Here is a 20,873-nt window from a genome sequence, read left to right on the forward strand (position 1 = left end):
CGTCGTTTTAGCGTTCGCTGATGGCTCGCAGGTTGTCGGAGGTGAAGAAATCGCGTTTCAGGCGTGGGCTGCTGCCGTCCTCGGTGAGCCAGCGGATATCGTTCTTGCCAACGCCGACCGACGTCATGTCGAACAGGTAGCGGCCATCGACCAGGTTGTACTGGACCTGGGCCTGCACATCGCAGGTGCCGGTCTCGTAGACGGGGATCGAGAAGCCTTCACGGACCTTCCAGATCTGCCCTTGTTTGTCGTAATCGACGGCCAGCAGCGGGTTCCAGCTGTCCTCGTCGATGTAGAACATGCGTTTTGGCGCCTGGTGTCGCATGCCCTGGCGGACATTGGCTTCGACCACCCAGACCCGATGCAGCTCGTAGCGGCGCGCTTGCGGCGCGATCGAATCGTTGCCGGCGAACGCTTCCACATTGGCGGCGGTGTCATAGGCACCGAAGGCGTTGTAAGGCACCAGCAGTTCCTGCTTGCCGACCAGTTTCCAGTCGAAGCGATCCATGGTGCCGAAGAAAACGTTCGCCTCATCGACGGTGTACTGGTTATCCAGGCCGATCTGCGGCGCGTCGTAGGAGTACGACGGCATGCGCCGTACGCGACGTTGGCCAGGGAAGTAGTAGAAAGTCGTGGCCTGCTCGCCGGCCACGGCCGTCTGCACCGCGGACTGGCCAGCCAGGGCGGCAGGCTCCAGGTAATTGAAGAAGGTGGCGTTTTCCAGACGGCCGACGGAGGAGAACAGGTTGTCGCCTTTCTTGCCCCAGGGGGTGAAGAAGAAGGTGTCGGTGGACTGACGCAGCCACTCCCCGCCTTTGCGCGGCGAGATGCCCGAAATGCTTTTCGGGATTTCGACGCCCACGCCGCGGTAACGCATCTTCATGTTCCACATCACCTCGGCGCCATTGCTCGGCATCGGGAACGGGGCACCCGGCAAATGCGCTTCCTCGAGGGCGACCCCGGTGGCGTCGAGCTTGGCGAAGCCCACGTTCTTGCGCGTGTTCTCAGCCACGAAGGCCGGTACATCGCAGGTCCGACGGGTCGGGTAGACCTCCATGCGGTAGCCCGGAATCTTCTTGAACAGTTCCAGCTGGGCGGGAGCAAGCTTGCTCGCGTACTGCGCCACGTTGCTCGCATCGATGCTGTACAGGGGCTTGTCGCCCTTGAACTTCCAGTGCTCCCCGCGTACCTGGCCGTAGTTCCAGCCCGTCCCTTGCGGCCCCGGGGCGTTCCAGGCCGGAATATCGCCGTTTGAGCTGGCGGCGACTTCACCACCCAGCGGCGTCAGCTTCGAGCCCAGCGCCTCGGCCCCCTGGGGCGCGGCCTGCACCGAACAGATCGCGGTCGACGCCGCCAGGGTAACCAGCAGCTGCCTGAAAATACGCCGGGCGGACAGTTCACCTTCCAGCCGTGCAGTGACTTCTTTCATGGGGGGATCCTCAAACAAATGGCTTTGACCGGCTGTTCGATCTTCCGGGTGGGAAAATCGGTGCCTGACGCATCTCGGTCACCCGACATGATCAATTGACCATGTCATATGATCAACACGCAAACCATATGCCAAAACGCCTTACAGGCGGTTTACATCAGATAAATCAGCTAGTTGGAATTGTTTATCGCTTTATAGGTGCCGAACATCTGCACACTGATGGGAAGTAAGGAAACATGTGTTACTAAAAGATGCTTGTTCTTGGTGCGCCGTATAAACACCTCGCCCCTGGCGAGGCTGGCACTACCGAACCGCTCTATACTTTCCGCTTATCCAGCCTAATTCTTGACGCGAATACGTCACCCATAAAAAAACCGCCCCGAGGGGCGGCAAAGAAGCAGGCCTTCGGCCCGCCATGGAGTAAATACCAGATATAACATCCTGAAAAAGGATGAAGCACGTAGATACTGTTGCGTCAATGCGAGTGCAGCATGCCCTGCGCACAAACTTTTCGGGAGCGCTGAAGTGCACCATAGGCATAGAACAACTGCGCCATCGAATAGGACCAGGTCACGAAGGCACAACTCATGAATATCATCTTCGTGTCATCCCCCGGGATCGGGAAAAAGTCATACCTTAGTGCAATCGTCAAGCCCGCTGCCGCCCCCAGGAATGTGGCCAACGCGTGCAGAATCTCGCCCGCACGCGCCAGTCGCCACGTGAAGTAGAGCAGGTACACCGTGGCGATCGACCACATCAGCACATAGAAATAAGGGAGCCATGGTTTGAATGCCGACGAGAGAAAGTAAATAGCCGCGGCAATGAAAGACAGCAAAAACAATATGAAATCTTTCGCCGGTGTCGGCTTGTAATTATGCGTCACGGCCATCAACCCGAGCGTTACAATAATCGGCACGCCGACACCGCGGGAAAACGCGTCGAGAAAAATGGCAATGTTGTAGTTGGTCTGCCAGCCGGTGGCGATGAACGTCGTGAAGTTCGTTGCGGATATACCCACGATCAGAAACTCGACACCGAGCAGATAATTTTTTTGCCTGATGAATGCCGCGCCATAACCTAAACCACATACCACCAGCAGCACGCATGCGACCAGCGCGAACACATCTATTAGTTCCACGATAACAGCCTCTTCAATAGGATCGCGGCGTTGTCCCGCAGCCCGTTGCACAGGACAACGACATCAACTGCAATCAGCCTTTGCTGGCATTGTGTTTACGCACTTTTCTATCGGTCCAGTCATCCAGTAACTTGGCCGCCGCGAACGCGGAATGGATAGCGCACCATTGCAAGGGCTCAGGCAGCATGGACGGCGTCTTGTGCTGCATGGCCGTCAACAGTTCTGGTGTCTTGCCATTGATTTGCGCGGCAAACAGCGACCCGACATATGACTGGGTGCCCAGCCCGTGGCCCGAGCAGCCGGTGGTGTAGAGAATGTTCTGCTGTTCGCCCATGGCACCGATCACCGGCAGGAAGTCATACGCGCCGCTGACATAGCCACTCCAACAATGCTGAATGCCCAGGCCGTGCAAGGCCGGATGGCGTTCGCGCAGTACCTGCGCCAGTGCCGCATAGGCGCCTTGATCCGGGATATTGGGCGTCTTCGATCCGTACGCATAACCCAGCTTCTTGACGGTCAGCACCATGGTGCCGTGTGCCGTCAGACGATGGCTTTCCATGGTGTAATGCGGCGTGATGATGCCTTCACGCCCGTGCCAGCCCACGGCAGCGAGCTGCTGCGGCGAGAGCGGTTGCGTTTCGATCGCCGACACCCGAATCGCCGCAACCTTGTTGCGCAACACCCCCAACTGCGGGGTATAGGCATTGGTGGCCAGTACCATCACCGGCGCGGCCGCACTGCCGTGGGCAGTCTTGCAGGTAATGACCGGCCCCTCGCTGAAGGAGAGCAACGGCGTGCGCTCATAGAGTTTCACGCCGGCCTCGATGGCCGCGCGACGCAGGCCGGCGACGTATTTCCCAGGGTTCAGGGTGCCGCCACACTGCTCGGCCGCGAACAGAAACGCCGGCGGGATCCCCCGCGCCCGCATCTCGGCGCCGTCCACGAACCGGGTCACGGCCCCCAGTTTTTGACCCAGCGCCATGTTTTCCCGCAAGCGTTTTTCCTGGCTGGCATGAACACCTGCGCGCAGCACGCCGGAGGGGTTGTAGTCACAGTCGATGCCCAAGGCCTTCATTCGGCCTTCCACGTAGGGCACGGCCTCGTCGTAGAACCTGACGAACTGTGTCGCCTGCTCTACCCCTAAACGCTTGACGAACATGTCGTACTCGATACCCATGCTGCCCAGCAGGTAACCGGCATTGCGGCCACTGGCGCCGAAGCCGGCGAACTCCTGCTCCAGCAGGATCACCTGCGCACCCAGCGCCCTCAGCTCCAGCGCGGTCGACAGCCCGGCAAAACCGGCGCCGACCACGATGACATCGGCCTTCACGTGCCCTTCGAGCGACGGCTGCAGATCGGCGGGGCGCTCCACCCATCCACCCAGGCTGCGAAACTTCAACGGTGCAGCGTCACCAGGGGCTGCTTTGTTCACTGCATTCATCTACATGACTCCCAGAATACCGGCCACTTCTTGCATCCGAAGCGGCCCAGGACTGTTCGGAACCGTCAGAACCCTTTTCCAGGCTCGGAGAATGCCGGCATGTTCAGGAGCTCTTGCGGGTCGCGCATCTGACCATCGATTTCCACCCAGCCGAGCAACGTGGAGCTGGCGCTCCAGCCCAACAGACGTTGCATTTCTGCCGGGAGCTGGCGAACGCGCTCGACGGGAATGGACAGGAAGTGGTTCTCTTCCAGACGCAGGAAGGCAAGGTCATAGGCCATGGTCAGGCCGGTACGCGGGGCTGCGGACGTATTGGCGCCACCACCGTGGTAAACCGAGCCCATCCACAGCAATGCGGAACCTGCCGGCATTTGCGCGGCGACGGTTTCTTCCTGGGTCGGCATGCGCTCGTCATCCCACAGATGGCTGCCAGGGATGACCCGGGTCGCTCCGTTCTCTTCGGTGAAATCGGAAATCGCCAGCATCATTTGCAGCCGCGCCTCACGCCCGTACTGGGGGTGGCGCCACAGCGAAGTGGCATCGTCACGGTGCAGGGGTTGCAGGCCTTGGCCCGGGCCGATCTGAATGGCCTGGGTGATGCTCAGCTGGATATCGGGCGCCATCTCGATGCGGTCACTGCCTACCCAGACGTGAGTAGGGGTTTGCAGGATCTGTCTGGCCACGCCGAGGAACAGCGGGTTCATCGCTACTTCGACAGCCGTGTCGCTGCGCCCGATGATCCGCGCGACACGCCGGGTCTGGGTGCCCGCGAAATAGGGGTCGACGCCGCAAGGGGTGACATTCAGGTAGCTGTCCAGTTCGTCGCGCAGGGCGTTCAGCGTGGCCGGCGAGACCAGGTCGGAAATGATGACCCCACCGTCACGCCGAATGATCTCCACCACCTGCTCGACCGATGCATCGCTGCCGAGCGTCGAGAGCGTTCGTGTATCCATCTGCTTTGTACCTGTCTGGTTTTGTCATTGTTCTGATCCAGCAAAGCTGGGCAACGTGGCTCAACCCGCCAGTGCCGACCACGGCCTCCCCCCTCTCCTGCCGTACTTGCGCAGTGCGGTGGTGCCTGGGTGTGAAAATCATCATTACCGAACATGGTCATTTGATCAAGTCGTTTGATTTAACTATTTTTCATGCTGTTTCATGTTCCTTTGCGCAGGCGTGCTTCGACGCATGGATCGAGGCACCACCTTGCGATAGCATTCGTCACCGTCGACGCCGGACCAAAAGGCCGGCGACAACATCGAAAAGGAGAACGCTCTATGGCTCGAATTGGCGCAGAAGAGCGCAGGCAGGATTTCATCGAGGCCACCGTGAAGGTGATCGCGGAACATGGGGTGGCCAACGCCACGACGCGGCGTATCGCAGCGGCGGCAGACTCTCCGCTGGCTTCGTTGCACTATGTCTTCCACACCAAGGACGAGTTGTTCTATGCCGTCTACGAGTCCTTGATCAACCTGCCGCAGCAATCGCTGCAGCACGTGCCGGCGGGTGCCACGGCAGCTGAATCGGTGGGTGAAATGTTGCGCCAGCTGGTCAACTGGTTCACCGCCCACCCGGAAATGGCCACTACGCAGTTCGAACTGTTTTGCTGGAACCTGCGCAACAACCCGGAGATGGCAGCCAAGATCTACGCCGTGTCCATCGACGCGGCCCAGCAGGCCATCGCCAAAGTCACCGGTTCGGCGCTGGACCAAGCCGCAGTGGCCACCGTCAGCCGCTTGCTGATCAACCTGTTCGACGGCCTGATGCTGGCCTGGTCCGCCCACGGCGACCGTGCGCGCCTCGAAAGCGAAACCGAGACCGCCTGCCAGGCGGTCAAGCTGCTGGTGGCCAGCTACTGAAACGCCATTCGGATTGCCGGGCTGCGCCACCGCACGGTAATCCGCATTTCCCAGGTGGACGCCCCTCGCCCACTTCTCCCCGCCGCCTAAGCTTGTCCGTCAACCCGTGTACTGATCGACGGACCGACAAGGTGCAAACCATCCCAAAACGATGACGATCCGGTGCATTTTGCACCTTGCTCCGCACAATCGGCCGCCCTATTCTGGTCAAATGATCAAGTCAAAAGATCAGTCTCTATAACACTAAAATAGGAGGCGACATGTCCTCGCACACTGCTCTTCCGGTTGAGCCGCTCGACATTTTGATCATGGGAGCCGGTGTGTCTGGCATCGGCGCGGCGGCCTACCTGCGACGTCATCAACCCAACAAGACCTTCGCGATTCTCGAGTCCCGCGAACGCATGGGCGGCACCTGGGACCTGTTCCGTTATCCCGGCATCCGCTCCGACTCGGACCTCTACACCTTCGGTTTCGACTTCAAGCCCTGGACCAAGGCGAAATCCCTGGCGGACGCCGCGGATATTCTCGAGTACCTGCGCGAAGCCATCGACGAGTACCAGCTCGAACCGTTCATCCAGTACCAGCAGAAAGTCGTCTCGGCCAACTGGCAAAGCGACAGGGGCCTGTGGGCAGTGCGCATCGAGGAGGGCCAGACGGCCCAGGTGCGTACGCTCGAATGCCGCTGGCTGTTCAGTGCGGGTGGCTACTATCGCTATGACCAGGGCTTCACCCCCCGCTTCGAGGGCACCGAGCAGTTCAAAGGACAGATCGTTCACCCGCAACACTGGCCGGAGAACCTCGACTATGCGGGCAAGCGCGTGGTCGTCATCGGCAGTGGCGCGACCGCGGTGACGCTGATTCCGGCCATGGCGGACAAGGTCGCCAGCATCACCATGCTGCAGCGCACGCCTTCCTACATCATCAATCAGCCGGCCAATGACGGGGTTGCCGCGTTCCTGCGCAAGGTCCTGCCGGCGCAAACCGCCTACTCCCTGACGCGCTACAAGAACGCCAAGATCACCCTGGCGTTCTGGGGCTTCTGCCAGCGCTTCCCCAAGCTTTCGAAAAAACTGCTGCTGTGGCTGACCCGCAAGGAGTTGCCGAAAGACTACCCGGTCGACGTGCACTTCAACCCACCCTACAACCCGTGGGACCAGCGTCTGTGTTCGGTGCCCGAGGGCGACCTGTTCAAAGCCATCAGTGCCGGCAAAGCCGACATCGTCACCGACCATATCGAGCGCTTCACCGAGTCCGGCGTATTGCTCAAATCGGGCAGGACGCTGGAGGCCGACATCATCGTCACGGCCACCGGGCTCAACGTACAAATGTTCGGTGGCATCACTCTGCACAAGGACGGCAAGCCGGTGGTACTCAGCGAGACCCTGTCCTACAAAGGCATGATGCTCTCCGGCGTGCCCAACTTCGCTTTCGCGGTGGGCTACACCAACTCGTCCTGGACCTTGAAGGTCTGCCTGCTGTGCGACCACTTCTGCCGCCTGCTCGGTTTCATGGCGCGCGAAGGCTACAACGTCTGCGAGCCGAAGGCGCCGGCCGGGATCGAAACCCGCCCTCTGCTGGACTTCGGGGCCGGCTATGTGCAGCGCGCGCTCGACAGCATGCCGCGCCAGGGGCCGTGTGAACCCTGGGTGATGTCGATGGACTACTTCCGCGATATCAAACTGCTGCGCCGCGGCACAGTGGCGGAAAAGTGCCTCAGCTTCAGCAGCGTGCCGAACGTGCCGGTGCATGCCGGCGTCGAACTGCAGCAGCCAGGTAGCCGCCGATGAGCCGTGATCGCTTCTGCGAGCTACCGGGCAAAGGCAAGCTCTGCTACCGCAGCTACGGTGTCGAGGGTGCCCCGGCGGTCCTGCTCATCGTCGGCCTCGGGCTGCAGCTGACCTACTGGCCGCAAGCGCTCATCGCCGGGCTGGTCGCACAAGGGTTGCGGGTCATCACGCTGGACAACCGTGACTCGGGCAGATCGTTCTTTACCGACGTGGCGCCCCCAACGACGCTGCAGCAGTTCCTGCGCAAGCGCACCCCAGGCTATGACCTGGGCGACATGGCCAACGACGTCATCGGCTTGATGGACGACTTGCAGCTGCAAGCAGCGCATGTCGTGGGAATGTCGATGGGCGGCATGATCGCCCAGACCCTCGCCGCGCGTTACCCGCAGCGAATCAGGACCCTCACGTCGATCTTTTCCACCACGGGTTCCCTGCGCGTCGGCCAGCCGGCGCTCAAGGCCCTCCTGCAGCTGCTGCGCCGCCCGCCGCGCAGCGAGAAGGAAAGCGTTCGCGACTACGTGGACATCATGCGTCTGATCGGCTCCACCCTCGAGTGGAACGAGCCCGTCTTGCGTGAGTATGCCCAGCTGGCTTGGCAGCGAGGCGGTGGCGAGGCCAGCAACCTCGGTACCGCCAGGCAGATCGGCGCGATCATCAACTCCGCCGACCGCACCGAGGAGCTGCAGCGGATTCGTTGCCGCACCCTGGTCATCCATGGGGAAAAAGACCTCATGGTCGCCACCAGCGGCGGCTACGCCACGGCGGCGGCGATCCGTGGTTCCAATCTGGTGTTGCTGCCCGGGATGGGGCATGACTTTCCGGCGCGCCTGTCCACCACGCTGCTGTCCCTGCTGACGGGGCACCTGCGTTAACAACAATTTTCTTTAGGGGCGTGCAGCTTGGCCGCCCCTCTTTTTATTCCACTGGAGACCTTTGGCGGCACGTTGCAACACAACCCAAAACAACAACATACCGGCTTGCGCCAAAGCGCCAGGCCACACATCACACGCCTGAGCGGCCGACCGCGACCAGGCGCGGGTGCTCCTCCACTGCCCTTTCGACAATGACAACAATTGAGCAAGAGGTACGTATGGAATTCAAGTTCTTACTCCCCAGCAAGATCGTGATGGAACCTGGCCTGCGCGAGCGCACCGGTGAACATCTCCAGGGCCTCGGCCTGGCACGGGTGCTGATCGTGACCGATGCCGGGGTCAAGGCCGCCGGCCTGCTGGACAGCGTCTATGCCAGCCTGGACAAGGCAGGTATCGCCTACGAGGAAGTCACGGACATCAAGGCCAACCCGCGCAGCGAAGACATCAACCGCACCGCGCAGCAGTATCGTGGCAAAGGCATCGACGGCCTGCTGGCCGTGGGCGGCGGCAGCGCGATGGACGCGGCCAAGGCCATCAGCCTGCTGCTCACCCACGAGGGGCGGATCGAGGACTATGAAGGGTCGTTCACCCTCAAGCACGCCATACCGCCGATCGTCGCCATCCCGACCACCTCAGGCACCGGCAGCGAAGTGACCTGCTTCTCGGTGATCACCGACACTGCCCGTCATTTCAAGATGAACGTGCTGGATTATCGCATTGGCCCGGTACTGGCACTGCTCGACTCGCACATCACCGACACGCTGCCCGCGTCAATCGCCGCCGCCACCGGCATGGATGCCCTGACCCACGCCATCGAGGCCTACACCTGCCGCGTGGCGAACCCGATCAGCGACGGCCTGGCGCTGCATGCCATCCGCCTGATCAGCCAGCACCTCAAGGCGGCGGTGCAGGAGCCGGACAATCAGCAGGCCCGGGAGCAGATGCTGGTGGCCAGCCTGATCGCCGGCATGGCATTCGGCAACGCCGACGTCGGCAGCGTGCACTGCATCTCCGAAGCGATCGGCGGCATGTACGACACGCCCCATGGCGTCGGCAACGCGATCTTCCTACCCTTCGTCTTCGGCCACAACCGCGATGCCGACATCCTGCGTCACGCCCAGGTGGCCTACGCCCTGGGGATCGACCCGACGCTGGCGCCGGTGGACGCCGCCGAGGCGGCCGTGGGCCATCTGTTCCAGATGAGCAAGGACCTGGGCATTCCTTGCTTCGCCGAGGTCAAGGGCGTGCGCGAGGAAGACTTCCAGGCCATCGCCGAAAAATCCAAGCTGAACTTCTCGGACGCCAGCAATGCCAAGGCGATGTCCGTCGAGGCCTATCACGCCATCATCACCACCGCTTACCACTTCGTCGCGTAGGAGGGCTGCGTCATGAGTGATTCAACCTCCAGCGCCTCGTTGCGGCGCACCTTGGGGCCGTTCTCGGTGCTGCTGTTCGGCCTGGCGTTCCTTGCCCCGCTGATCGTTTTCGGCACCTACGGCGTGATCACCCAGGCCAGCGGCAACACCACGGCGATGGCCTACCTGATCGCGGCGACCGGGGTGGTGTTCACCGCGTTGAGCTACGGGCGGCTGGTCAGGGTATTTCCGGTAGCCGGCTCGGCCTACACCTATACCCGCAAGATGCTCAATGCCAATCTCGGGTTCATGGTGGGCTGGGCTGCCCTGCTCGATTACTTCTTCATCCCGATGCTGATCTGGCTGCTCGGTGCCAGCTACCTCAACATGGCCTTTGCAGACGTTCCGCAGTGGGTGTGGATCAGCGGTTTCATCGTCACCACTTCAGTGCTCAATGTCCTCGGCATCCAGGTCGCCAACCGCTTCAACGTGCTGTTGATGGTCGCGCAACTGGCGATCATCGTCGTGTTCCTTGGCCTGTGCGTGCATTACATCGTGGCAGCCAACGGCCCTGGCGGGCTGCTGTCGGCCAAGCCGTTCTTCAGTCAGGACGTGCCCTTCGCCACCAGCATGGCCGGCGCCGCCATTGCCGCCTACTCGTTCCTGGGCTTCGATGCGCTGTCCACGCTGAGCGAGGAAACCCGAGATCCGGGCCGGACGCTGCCACGCGCCATCCTGCTGGTCGCGTTGATCGGCGGTTCGGTCTACGTGGGCTCCTCGTACTTCATGTACCTGGCACACCCCTCCCCCAGCTTCGAGCAAGTGGACGGGGCCGCCTTCGAGATCGCCCGGATGATCGGCGGCGATGTGTTCTTCGCCGTGGTGCTGGCGGGGATCATCATCGCCCACTTCGCCGCCGGCATGTCGTTCCAGGCCAGCGTGGGGCGGCTGCTCTACGCCCTCGGCCGGGACAACCAGCTGCCGCGCAAGGTGTTCGGTGTCCTGCATCCGCGCTTCAAGACCCCGGCCTTCAACATCCTGCTCTGCGGCGTTTTCGGCACGGCCGGTTTTGCCTTGACCATCGCCACCGCGACGTCGCTGGTCAACTTCGGCGCGTTTGTCGCCTTCACCGCCGTCAACCTGTGTGCATTGCGGCTCACCTTCGATGCCCGCGTCAAGGATGGCGCCGGCCTGCTGCGCGGCGTGCTGTTCCCGCTCATCGGCCTGGTCACGGCCGGATGGATGCTGATCAGCCTGGATAAAGACGCGCTGATCATGGGCAGTTGCTGGCTCGGCCTGGGGCTGGTCTACCTCGCCTGCCGCACCAGCTTCTTCCGCAGCCCCGTCCCTGAGGCATTGGTATAGCGACCCCGTTTCAATCGAATGCTCTGACGACAATCACAAGGCCGGCCATTGGCCGCGCCGTTAAATGGCGAGAATCGACATGCAAAGCAAACTTCTGATCAATGGTGCCCTGGTAGCCGGCGAAGGCGACGAGCTGGCCGTGTACAACCCCTCCCTGGGCAGCGTCCTGGTGCAAACCACCGAGGCCAGCCAAGCCCAGGTCGAGGCCGCGGTGCAAGGCGCCGATGCAGCCTTCGAAGCCTGGTCGCAAACCCCGCCCAAGGACCGCGCGGCGCTGCTGCTCAAGCTCGCCGACAGCATCGATGCCCAGGCAGCGGTGTTCGCGCGCCTGGAAGCCGACAACTGCGGCAAGCCCTACACCGCCGTGCTGCAGGACGAGCTGCCGGCGGTGTCGGACGTATTCCGCTTCTTCGCCGGCGCCGTGCGCTGCCTGCAAGGCTCGGCCGGGGGCGAGTACATCCCGGGGCACACCTCGATGATTCGTCGCGATGCGGTCGGCGTGGTCGCCTCTATCGCGCCGTGGAACTACCCCTTGCTGATGGCGGCCTGGAAACTCGGCCCGGCCTTGGCCGGCGGCAACACCGTGGTGCTGAAACCCTCGGAACACACGCCGATGACCACCCTGAAACTGGGTGAACTGCTGGCCGAGATCTTCCCTGCCGGCGTGGTCAACATCGTCCATGGTCGGGGGGCTACGGTTGGTGAGCCGCTGACCAGCCACGCCAAGGTGCGCATGGTGTCGCTGACCGGCTCCGTGCGCACCGGCAGCCGGATCATCGAGGGCACCGCCGACAGCGTCAAACGCATGCACATGGAATTGGGCGGCAAGGCCCCCGTGTTGATCTTCGACGATGCCGATATCGACGCGGCCGTCGAAGGCATTCGTGCCTTTGGCTTCTACAACGCAGGCCAGGACTGTACCGCCGCCTGCCGTCTGTATGTGCAGCAGTCGGTCTACCCGGAGTTCGTGCGCAAGCTCGGCGAAGCCGTGGCCAGCATCAAGTGCGGGCTGCAGGATGATCCCTCGACCGAGATGGGGCCGCTGATCACCGAAGAGCACCTGGGCCGTGTCGAGGGCTTCGTCAAGCGTGCCCGCGAAGTGCCTCATATCGAAGTCATCACCGGTGGCAAGCGCGCTGCTGGTGGCGGGTTCTTCTTCGAACCGACGGTCCTGGCCGGTGCCCGCCAGGACGACGAGGTGGTCTGCCGGGAGATCTTCGGCCCGGTGGTGACGGTCTCGTCGTTCGAGGACGAGGCCCAGGCGCTGGCCTGGGCCAATGACTCCGACTACGGCCTGGCCTCTTCGGTGTGGACCGCCGATGTCGGCCGCGCCCATCGCCTGGCCGCGCGCCTGCAATACGGCTGCACCTGGGTCAATACCCATTTCATGCTGGTGAGCGAGATGCCTCATGGCGGCGTGAAGCTGTCCGGCTATGGCAAGGACCTGTCCATGTATGGCCTGGAAGACTACACCGTGGTGCGCCACGTGATGTTCAAGCACTGATAGCGCCAAGCAAACGTTGCCCGATCACTTCAAGAGGTTATGCATGAACAACATCGAGACATTCGAACGGCTCGAGTCCAACGTGCGGATGTATTGCCGCGACCTGCCCCTGGTCTTCGATACCGCCCAGGGCAGCAAGATCCGCGGCGAGGATGGCCGCGAGTACCTGGACTTCTTCGCCGGCGCCGGTGCCCTGAACTACGGCCACAACGACCCGCGCATGCGCGATGCGCTGATCGCGTATCTGTACGCCAACGGCGTGACCCATGCCCTGGACCTGCACACCACCACCAAGCGCCGGTTCCTCGAGGCGCTGGAACGCGACTTGCTCAAGCCGCGCGGCTGGGACTACAAGGTGCAGTTCACCGGCCCGACCGGCGCCGATGCCGTCGAGGCGGCATTGAAGCTGGCGCGCAAAGCGACCGGGCGGAGCAAGATCGTGTCGTTCTATGGTGCCTACCACGGCATGACGGCCGGTGCGCTGGCCGTTACCGGCAACCGCACCCGGCGTGGCCCGGGGCTGTCCACCGACGTGGTGTTCGTGCCCTACGAAGACAGCCCTTACGGTGAGTTCGACAGCATCGGCTTCCTCGAGCGCCTGGCCAACGACCAGGGCAGCGGCTCGGAATTGCCAGCGGCGGTGATCGTCGAATCCGTGCAGATCCAGGCCGGCGTGTACGTCGCTTCCAACCAATGGTTGCAGCGCCTGCGCCAGTGGACCCGGGCGCACGGGGTATTGCTGATCTGCGACGAGATCCAGGCTGGCTGCGGCCGCACCGGTGACTTCTTCGGTTTCGAGCGCTCCGGGGTGGTCCCTGACCTGATCACCTGCGCCAAATCGATCGGTGGCTATGGCCTGCCCATGGCCATCGTGTTGATCGGCGCCGGGCTGGATGTCTGGGAGCCGGGCGATCATATCGGCACCTTCCGCGGCAACCAACTGGCGTTCCTCACCGCCCAGATCGCCCTCGGCTATTGGCGCGACGAGCAGTTCCTGAAGTTGCTGGCCGCCAACTGCGCGGCCATGGAGCGCGCGGTCGCCGGCTACGCCGAGATTCCAGGGGTCGCCTCCGCGCGCTGCCGCGGCATGATCGCCGGCATCGATTTCGGCCGCGGCAACGTGGCCTTGGCCAAGGATGCCCAGCAGCGCGTGCTGCAGGCGGGCGTGCTGGTCGACCGCTGCGGGCCGAACGGCGAAATCATCAAGCTGATGCCACCGGTGAATACCCCGACCGAGCAGCTCGAACAGGGCCTCAAGGCGTTCGGCGAAGCGGTCGCGGCAGCGCTTGGTCAGTAACCGCAGGATCCTGCCGTGCGCCCCGTGGCGATCCACGGGGCGCAGGCAACCTGCTCACTTGCGGGCGTTCGCTGCCTGCGACAGGAACATGAACCAATGAACACGCTTACTGCAACCGCGCGCAACGATCTGGCAGCACTCATTCACCCCAACACCAACCTGGCCCAACATCAGGAAATCGGGCCGTTGGTCATCAGCGCAGGCGACGGCGTGCGGGTCTTCGACGAACAGGGCAATGCCTATATCGAAGCCATGTCGGGCCTGTGGAGCGTTGCCCTGGGCTTCAGCGAACAGCGCCTGGTCGACGCCGCCGTCGAGCAGCTCAGGCAACTGCCCTACTACCACAGCTTCAGCCACAAGACCAACGCCCCGGCCGCGGCGCTCGCCGCCAAGCTGGCGGAGCTTGCGCCCGGCGATCTGAACCATGTGTTTTTCACCAACTCAGGGTCCGAGGCCAACGACTCGGTGGTGAAGATGGTCTGGTACGTACACAACGCACTGGGCAAGCCCGCCAAGAAGAAGTTCATCTCCCGCCAGCAGGCCTATCACGGCGCTACCGTCGCCTGCGCAAGCTTGAGCGGCATCCCGTCGATGCACCGTGATTTCGACTTGCCGGCCATCCCGGTGCATCACCTGACCTGTCCGAACTTCTATCGATTCGCCCGGCCAGGCGAGACCGAGGAAGCCTTTTCGGCGCGCCTGGCGGACGAGCTGGAGCACTACATCCTCGACGAGGGCCCGGAAACCATCGCGGCGTTCATCGGCGAACCGGTGATGGCCGCAGGCGGTGTGGTTCCTCCTCCCCAAGGCTACTGGGCGGCGATCCAGGCGGTGTGCAGACGCTACGACATCCTCGTGGTGATCGACGAGATCATCACCGGCTTCGGCAGGCTCGGGACGATGTTCGGCTCTGAGCTGTACGGGATCCAGCCCGATATCATGGTGCTGTCCAAGCAGCTCACCTCGTCCTATCAGCCCCTGGCCGCCGTGCTGGTGTCCGATGCCGTCCATGACGTCCTGCTCAGCCAGAGCCAGCGTTTGGGAGCCTTCGCCCATGGCCTGACCTGCACCGGCCATCCCGTCGCCACCGCGGTGGCGCTGGAAAATATCCGCATCATCGAGGAGCGCGACCTGGTGGGCCAGGTCCAGCGCCTGGCCCCTGAATTCCAGCGCCGTCTGCGCGCATTCGCCGACCATCCGCTGGTGGGCGATGTGCGCGGTGTCGGGCTGGTGGGCGCCATAGAACTGGTGGCGAACAAGGCCACCGGCCAACCGTTCGCCCAGCCCGGCACCTTGGGTGGCTATGTGTTCAAACAGGCACACAAGCACGGGCTGATCATTCGCGCCATCTACGACACGATCGCCTTCTGTCCGCCGTTGATCTGCACCCAAGCCGATATCGAGGCGATCTTCAGCGCCTTCGAACGCACGCTGGCCGACGCGACTGAATGGGCCCGCGCACAGAACCTGTTGTAGACGACGCACCACACTAGACACCTAAAACAAAAATCATGAGGGTTGCAATGTGAGCACACAAAATGACCAGCGCTTCGACTTCGATGTATCGGTAGTCGGGCTCGGCGCCATGGGCACGATCATGGCCCATGCATTTCTCAAGCAAGGCAAGCGCGTGGCTGTGTGGAACCGATCACCTGGCAAAGCGGCGGCGCTGGTCGCCGCTGGTGCTCAGCTGTGCGACTCGGCTCACGCCGCGCTCAGCGCAAGCCCGGTCACGGTCTTCGTGCTGCTGGACGACCAGGCGACCCATGGCGTGCTCGGCATGCCGGGGGTGATGGCGGCGCTCGCAGGTCGCACAGTGGTCGATTACACCACCAACGGCCGCGACGAGGGCCTGGCGCTCCAGGCGCTGGTCAACGCCGCTGGCGGCCTGTACGTCAAAGGGATGATCGTGGCCTACCCGCGCAACGTCGGTCATCGCCAGAGCCACACCCTGCATACCGGCGATCGTGAGGGTTTCGAGCAGCATCGGACGCTGCTCGAAGCGCTGGCCGGGCAAACGATGTTCCTGCCATGGGACGAAGCACTGGCCTTTGCCACCGTGCTCCACGCCCAGGCATTCGCCACGATGGTGGCGTTCTTCGAGGCCGTGGGCGCGAGCGAGCGCTTCGGCCTGCCGGTGGCGGAGACGGCCCGGCTGCTGCTCGACACGTCACGGTTTTTCATCAGCGATGCGCTCGAGGAAGCGGTACGCCGACTCGAAGCGCAGGACTTCGCAGGCGATCAGGCCAGGCTCGATGTGCATGCCGGCGCCTTCGCCCACATCGCCCAGGCGCTGCACGCACAAGGGGCCTGGACGCCGGTCTTCGACGCCGTATGCGGGGTCGTGCAACGGGCTGAATCCATGGGCTACGGCGATCAGGACATCGTGGCGGCCACCCAGGTGTTCGCAGCGACCAACCCTCCCGAAACGGCCGCACAAAGGACCATTTAATGGCGCGCTTTATCAGGCTTTAGCCAACGCCACGGACCAGACTCGACGGTAATTACAAAAACAAAGCTGGAGGTTCCCATGCGTCTTTTTGCCTTACTAGTTGCCAGCGTGACACTTGCCCTGTTCCTGACGGCGGTCTACACCCCACGGTCTGCCATGGCCAATCGATCGGGAGCGCACGCGGCGCACCCGATCGCGAGCATTGGCGATATCTTCCGGGGTTACTAGGGCCATCCCTTTCAAGGTCTTTGAGTGCGAGGGCTATTAAGTGCCCGCCGCATCTCTTGCAGCGCCTATGAGATCGAGCGCCGCCCGCGCGGCGCATCGCTGGCAAGCCAGCTCCCACATCTGTTTCGGGCCAGTTATGCCTGCGCCGCCGCGGCTGTACGCCTTGTGGGTACGACACGGTCTCAGCGTGGGCACCACTGGCGTCCCACTTGTCTCAAGACATGCACCAAGGCGGACAGCGACAACTTCACAGGACAGACTGGCCCGAAACAGATGTGGGAGCTGGCTTGCCAGCGATGCGCCGCGCGGGCGGCGCTCGATCTGCCAGGCGCTGCAGAACTTGCGGCGGACACCTGGTGGCCCTATCACACAGGGCTGCGCAAGCAGCGATGACTCGAATACCAGGGCTCACCCTTCCGGTCGATCGCTGGCTGCAGCGGCCGCTTGCCGAGCCCATTCGCGCAGGACGAATTTCTGGATCTTGCCGGTGGCCGTCTTGGGCAACGCCACCAACGACACATGCCGCGGCGCCTTGAAGTGCGCCAGGCGCTCGCGACACCAGCGGATCAGCTCTTCGCCGGTGATACCCGCCTGTGCCTCGGCACACAGGGTGACGAAGGCATGCGGGGTTTCGCCCCAGCGCGAATCGGGCCGCGCCACCACGGCGGCCTCGAGCACCTCGGGATGCTGGTAGAGCACCTCCTCGATCTCCAGCGAACTGATGTTCTCGCCGCCCGAAATGATGATGTCCTTGGCCCGGTCCTTGATCTCCACATAGCCATCGGGATGCAGCACGGCGAGGTCGCCCGTGTGCAGCCAGCCGCCAGCCAGGGCGCTGCGGGTGGCTTCGGGGTTGTGCAGGTAGCCTTTCATCACCGTGTTGCCGCGCACCACCAGCTCGCCCAGGGTCGCGCCGTCGGCGGGCACCGGCTGGCCGGTTTCGCTATCCAGCACCGTGGCTTCCTCGAGCATCGGATGGGCCACGCCCTGGCGGCTCATGAACCGCGCGCGAGCCTCCAGCGGCAGCTCATCGACGCCTGGCTGCCACAGGCACAAGGTACTGGGGCCATAGCTTTCGGTCATGCCATAGGCGTGGGTGATGCTGAAACCGCGCGCCTCCATGGCGGCGATCACCGCGCTGGGCGGTGCGGCGCCGCCGGTGATCACCGACACCGCCTGGGACGGCGCGGCGCCTGCCGGAGCATGGATCAGCATCGACATCACCACCGGCGCGGCGCTCAGGTGGGTCACGCCATGCGCGGCGATGGCGGCGTGAATCGCCTCGGGCTGCACCTTGCGCAGGCACACATGGCAGCCGCCCGACAGGGTCACTGCCCAGGTATGGCTCCAGCCGTTGCAGTGGAACATCGGCAGAGTCCACAGGTAGACGCTGCGCGGGCCGAGCTGGAAGATCAGCGCTCCGGCGCAGGCATTGAGGTAGGCGCCGCGGTGATGCAGCACCACGCCCTTGGGATCGCCGGTGGTGCCGGAGGTGTAGTTGATGGCGATCGACTGCCATTCGTTGTGCGGCGCGCTCAACGGCCGGTTGCCATCGCCCTGGGCCAGGAAACTTTCGTAGTCCAGGTTCGGCGCCAGGTCGGTGCCCTCGGCCTGGGCATCATCGATGCCAACCAGCAGCGGCGGCGTGTCCAGCATCGCCAGCGCCTGGTGGACCACCGCGCCGAATTCGCGATCGCACAACAGTACCCTGGCCGCGCAATGGCGCAGGATGAACGCGATGCTGCGCGCCTCCAGGCGGATATTGATGCACACCAGCACGGCACCCGCGCCGGGCACGCCATAGTGCGCCTCGAGCATCTCGGGGATGTTCGGCGCCAGGATCGCCACGCGCTCGCCCGGCTGCACGCCAACCCGCTCCAGGGCGCTGGCCAGGGCCCGGCTGCGCTGGTGCAACTGCTGGTAGGTGTAGCGACGGTTGCCGTACACCACTGCGTCGCGCTGCGGATAGACCTGCGCGGCGCGCTTGAGGAACGACAGTGGCGACAGCGGCACGTGGTTGGCCGCATTCGGGGCCAGTTCGTGTTCCAGGGTCGGGTTCATCATGACGGGTCCCTCGTCCATGGGCAGTTCAACGGTTGCACGCACATAACTACCTCTGTTTCTTGTTGTTCTTGACCGGCACAGCCGGTGCCATTCATCGCGGGATTTGCAAGGCTGGGCGGTGTGTCTACAGGCTGCTGCACAGGTGGCCGCCATCGACCACGATCTCGCTGCCGCTCATGCCGCGGCCGGCGTCACTGGCGAGCAGCAGCAAGGCGCCGTCCAGATCCGCCGGCTGGCTGAAGCGCCGGCTCGGAATACGCGCGCGCAATTTCTGCCCCGCGTCGCTGGCCAGGAACGCCTCGTTCAGGTCGGTCATCACGTATCCCGGCGCCAGGGCGTTCACGCGGATGCCATGGCGCGCCAGCTCCAGGGCCATGGCGCGGGTCAGGTGCGCCAGGCCGGCCTTGGCCGCCAGATAAGGGCCGACGGCGCCGGCCACCCGGCTGGCGAGGATCGAGGTGACGTTGATCAGGCTACCGCCCTGCCCTGCGGCGACCATGCGCCGCGCACTTTCCTGGGCCACCGTCCAGGCGCCCTTGAGGTTGGTGTCGAGCACGCGGTCCCAACTGCCATCGTCGCAGTCGAGCAGCGCCTGGCTGTCGCTCACCCCGGCATTGTTGACCAGTACATCCAGCGGGCCGGCGGCATCGAGCACCCGGCAGACATCGTCGCGGCTGGTCACATCGAGGGCAAAGGCGCGGGCACGGCCGCCGCTGGCCTGGATGGTCTCGACCAGGGCCAGCAACGGCGCCTCGCGCCGGGCGGTGACCAGCACCTCGGCGCCGGCGGCCGCCAGGGTCTGGGCAAAGTGCCGGCCCAGGCCACTGGAGGCCCCGGTCACCAGGGCGCGACGGCCATCGAGAGAGAACAGTCGAGCAAGCTGCGGCTGCATCAGTGACCTCCCGGGCGCTGGTCGAGAAGTTTTTTCGCCAGGCTCATGCGGTGCACTTCGCTCGGACCGTCATAGATGCGGAACGGCCGGATATCGCGGAAGATCCGCTCCACCACCGTGTCCCCGGTCACACCGCGCCCGCCCAGCACCTGCATCGAGCGATCGACCACCCGCCACAGCGCCTCGGAGCTGATCACCTTGGCCATGCTCGAGTCGACATTGCCCCGCTCGCCCTGGTCGAGTACCCAGGCGCAGTGCCATACCGCCAGGCGCACCACATGCAGGTCCATCTGGTTGTCGGCGAGCATGAAACCGACACCCTGGTGCTCGCCCAGCGATTTGCCGAAGGCGTCGCGGGTGCGCGCATGGTCGCAGGCAATGTCGTGGGCGCGACGCGCGGCGCCGAGCCAGCGCATGCAGTGGGTCAGCCGTGCCGGTGCCAGACGCACCTGGGCATAGCGGAAGCCCTTGCCGATCTCGCCGAGCACATCGCTCGCCGGGATGCGCAGGTTGTCGAAACGCAGTTGCCCGTGGCCACCGGTGAAGCAGCTGTCCAGCGAGTCCAGCTGCCGTTCGTGGACGATGCCCTCACGCCGCATGTCGCTCAGGAACATGGTCGCCGTGCCGTCTTCCATGCGCGCCATGATGATCGCGAAATCGGCGCCGTCAGCGCCGGTTATCAACCACTTGCGGCCGTTGATCAGGTAATCGTCGCCATCGCGGGTGGCGGTGGTGCGCAGCATCGACGGATCCGAGCCCGAGCCCGGCGCAGGCTCGGTCATGGCGAAGCACGAGCGCGCCCGGCCCTGGACCAGCGGGCGCAGCCAGCGGTCCTTCTGCGCCTCGGTGGCGACCACGTCCATCAGGTGGATATTGCCTTCGTCGGGTGCGTGGATGTTCAGCGCCACCGGCCCCAAGGGCGAATAGCCGGCCTCTTCGAAGACGATCGCCTTGGCCACATGGCTCAGGCCCATGCCGCCCATCTCGGGGCTGGCATGCGGGGTCAGCAGCCCGGCGATGCGGGCTTTTTCCAGCAGGTCCTGACGCAAGTCGTCGCTGGGGCCGTGGCGGTCCTGGCGCGGGTCTTTCTCGAACGGAATCACGTAGTTGGCGATGAAGTCTCGCGTTTTCGCCTGCAAGGCCAGCAGGTCGTCCGACAGGGTGAAGTTCATGGTTGTCCTTCTATGCGTTTT

At 63.7% G+C, this 20,873-nt stretch carries 16 protein-coding genes; 9 read left to right on the forward strand and 7 right to left on the reverse strand.

The genetic code is table 11. From position 1 onward, the window contains the following. Positions 1-7 precede the first annotated feature (7 nt). The 4 genes from KSS90_RS14180 to KSS90_RS14195 form a co-directional block, all read right to left on the reverse strand. The gene (locus KSS90_RS14180; protein ID WP_217866057.1) at positions 8-1,429 is read right to left on the reverse strand and encodes a DUF1329 domain-containing protein; all 1,422 of its coding nucleotides are present in this window, start codon (positions 1,427-1,429) and stop codon (positions 8-10) included. Between the two features lie 475 nt (positions 1,430-1,904). Next, positions 1,905-2,552: a hypothetical protein gene (locus tag KSS90_RS14185; protein ID WP_217866058.1), complete on the reverse strand. Its 648-nt coding sequence runs from the start codon at positions 2,550-2,552 to the stop codon at positions 1,905-1,907. A gap of 88 nt (positions 2,553-2,640) precedes the next feature. Further along, a complete protein-coding gene (locus KSS90_RS14190) occupies positions 2,641-4,008 on the reverse strand; it encodes an NAD(P)/FAD-dependent oxidoreductase (protein ID WP_217866059.1) in 1,368 nt (455 codons plus the stop codon). Between the two features lie 65 nt (positions 4,009-4,073). Beyond that, positions 4,074-4,961 (reverse strand): phytanoyl-CoA dioxygenase family protein, encoded by an 888-nt coding sequence (locus tag KSS90_RS14195; RefSeq protein ID WP_102682331.1) that lies wholly within the window; start codon positions 4,959-4,961, stop codon positions 4,074-4,076. A gap of 321 nt (positions 4,962-5,282) precedes the next feature. On the opposite strand from KSS90_RS14195, the gene KSS90_RS14200 reads away from it, so the two are divergent. From KSS90_RS14200 to KSS90_RS14240, 9 genes are all read left to right on the forward strand, one after another. Then, the gene (locus KSS90_RS14200; protein WP_217866060.1) at positions 5,283-5,864 is read left to right on the forward strand and encodes a TetR/AcrR family transcriptional regulator; all 582 of its coding nucleotides are present in this window, start codon (positions 5,283-5,285) and stop codon (positions 5,862-5,864) included. Between the two features lie 260 nt (positions 5,865-6,124). Further along, positions 6,125-7,651, forward strand: coding sequence for a flavin-containing monooxygenase (locus tag KSS90_RS14205; protein WP_217866061.1), 1,527 nt, complete (start codon positions 6,125-6,127; stop codon positions 7,649-7,651). After that, complete coding sequence (locus KSS90_RS14210) at positions 7,648-8,523, forward strand: alpha/beta fold hydrolase (protein ID WP_217866062.1); 876 nt, start codon at positions 7,648-7,650, stop codon at positions 8,521-8,523. The genes KSS90_RS14205 and KSS90_RS14210 overlap by 4 nt, the downstream gene beginning before the upstream one ends. A gap of 218 nt (positions 8,524-8,741) precedes the next feature. Then, positions 8,742-9,899, forward strand: coding sequence for an iron-containing alcohol dehydrogenase (locus tag KSS90_RS14215; protein WP_217866063.1), 1,158 nt, complete (start codon positions 8,742-8,744; stop codon positions 9,897-9,899). Between the two features lie 12 nt (positions 9,900-9,911). After that, on the forward strand, positions 9,912-11,243 hold the full coding sequence (locus tag KSS90_RS14220; protein ID WP_217866064.1) for an APC family permease: 1,332 nt from the start codon (positions 9,912-9,914) through the stop codon (positions 11,241-11,243). A gap of 79 nt (positions 11,244-11,322) precedes the next feature. After that, on the forward strand, positions 11,323-12,747 hold the full coding sequence (locus KSS90_RS14225; protein ID WP_217866065.1) for a gamma-aminobutyraldehyde dehydrogenase: 1,425 nt from the start codon (positions 11,323-11,325) through the stop codon (positions 12,745-12,747). Between the two features lie 43 nt (positions 12,748-12,790). Further along, the gene (locus KSS90_RS14230) at positions 12,791-14,044 is read left to right on the forward strand and encodes an aspartate aminotransferase family protein (protein ID WP_217866066.1); all 1,254 of its coding nucleotides are present in this window, start codon (positions 12,791-12,793) and stop codon (positions 14,042-14,044) included. A gap of 96 nt (positions 14,045-14,140) precedes the next feature. Then, positions 14,141-15,520, forward strand: a complete 1,380-nt coding sequence (locus tag KSS90_RS14235) for an aspartate aminotransferase family protein (protein WP_217866067.1) — start codon at positions 14,141-14,143, stop codon at positions 15,518-15,520. Between the two features lie 49 nt (positions 15,521-15,569). Next, positions 15,570-16,496 carry an NAD(P)-dependent oxidoreductase gene (locus KSS90_RS14240; RefSeq protein WP_217866068.1) on the forward strand — a complete coding sequence of 309 codons (927 nt, stop codon included), beginning with the start codon at positions 15,570-15,572 and terminating at the stop codon, positions 16,494-16,496. 636 nt (positions 16,497-17,132) lie between these two features. Here KSS90_RS14240 and KSS90_RS14245 read toward each other — a convergent pair. The 3 genes from KSS90_RS14245 to KSS90_RS14255 form a co-directional block, all read right to left on the reverse strand. Further along, a complete protein-coding gene (locus KSS90_RS14245) occupies positions 17,133-18,806 on the reverse strand; it encodes a long-chain-fatty-acid--CoA ligase (RefSeq protein WP_437180034.1) in 1,674 nt (557 codons plus the stop codon). Between the two features lie 106 nt (positions 18,807-18,912). Beyond that, positions 18,913-19,680, reverse strand: coding sequence for an SDR family NAD(P)-dependent oxidoreductase (locus KSS90_RS14250; RefSeq protein WP_217866069.1), 768 nt, complete (start codon positions 19,678-19,680; stop codon positions 18,913-18,915). Next, positions 19,680-20,852 (reverse strand): acyl-CoA dehydrogenase family protein, encoded by a 1,173-nt coding sequence (locus tag KSS90_RS14255; RefSeq protein ID WP_217866070.1) that lies wholly within the window; start codon positions 20,850-20,852, stop codon positions 19,680-19,682. Before KSS90_RS14255 ends, KSS90_RS14250 begins: the two co-directional genes overlap by 1 nt. Positions 20,853-20,873: the final 21 nt, after the last annotated feature.

The sequence above is a fragment of the Pseudomonas maumuensis genome (assembly GCF_019139675.1).
GTDB lineage: Bacteria > Pseudomonadota > Gammaproteobacteria > Pseudomonadales > Pseudomonadaceae > Aquipseudomonas > Aquipseudomonas maumuensis.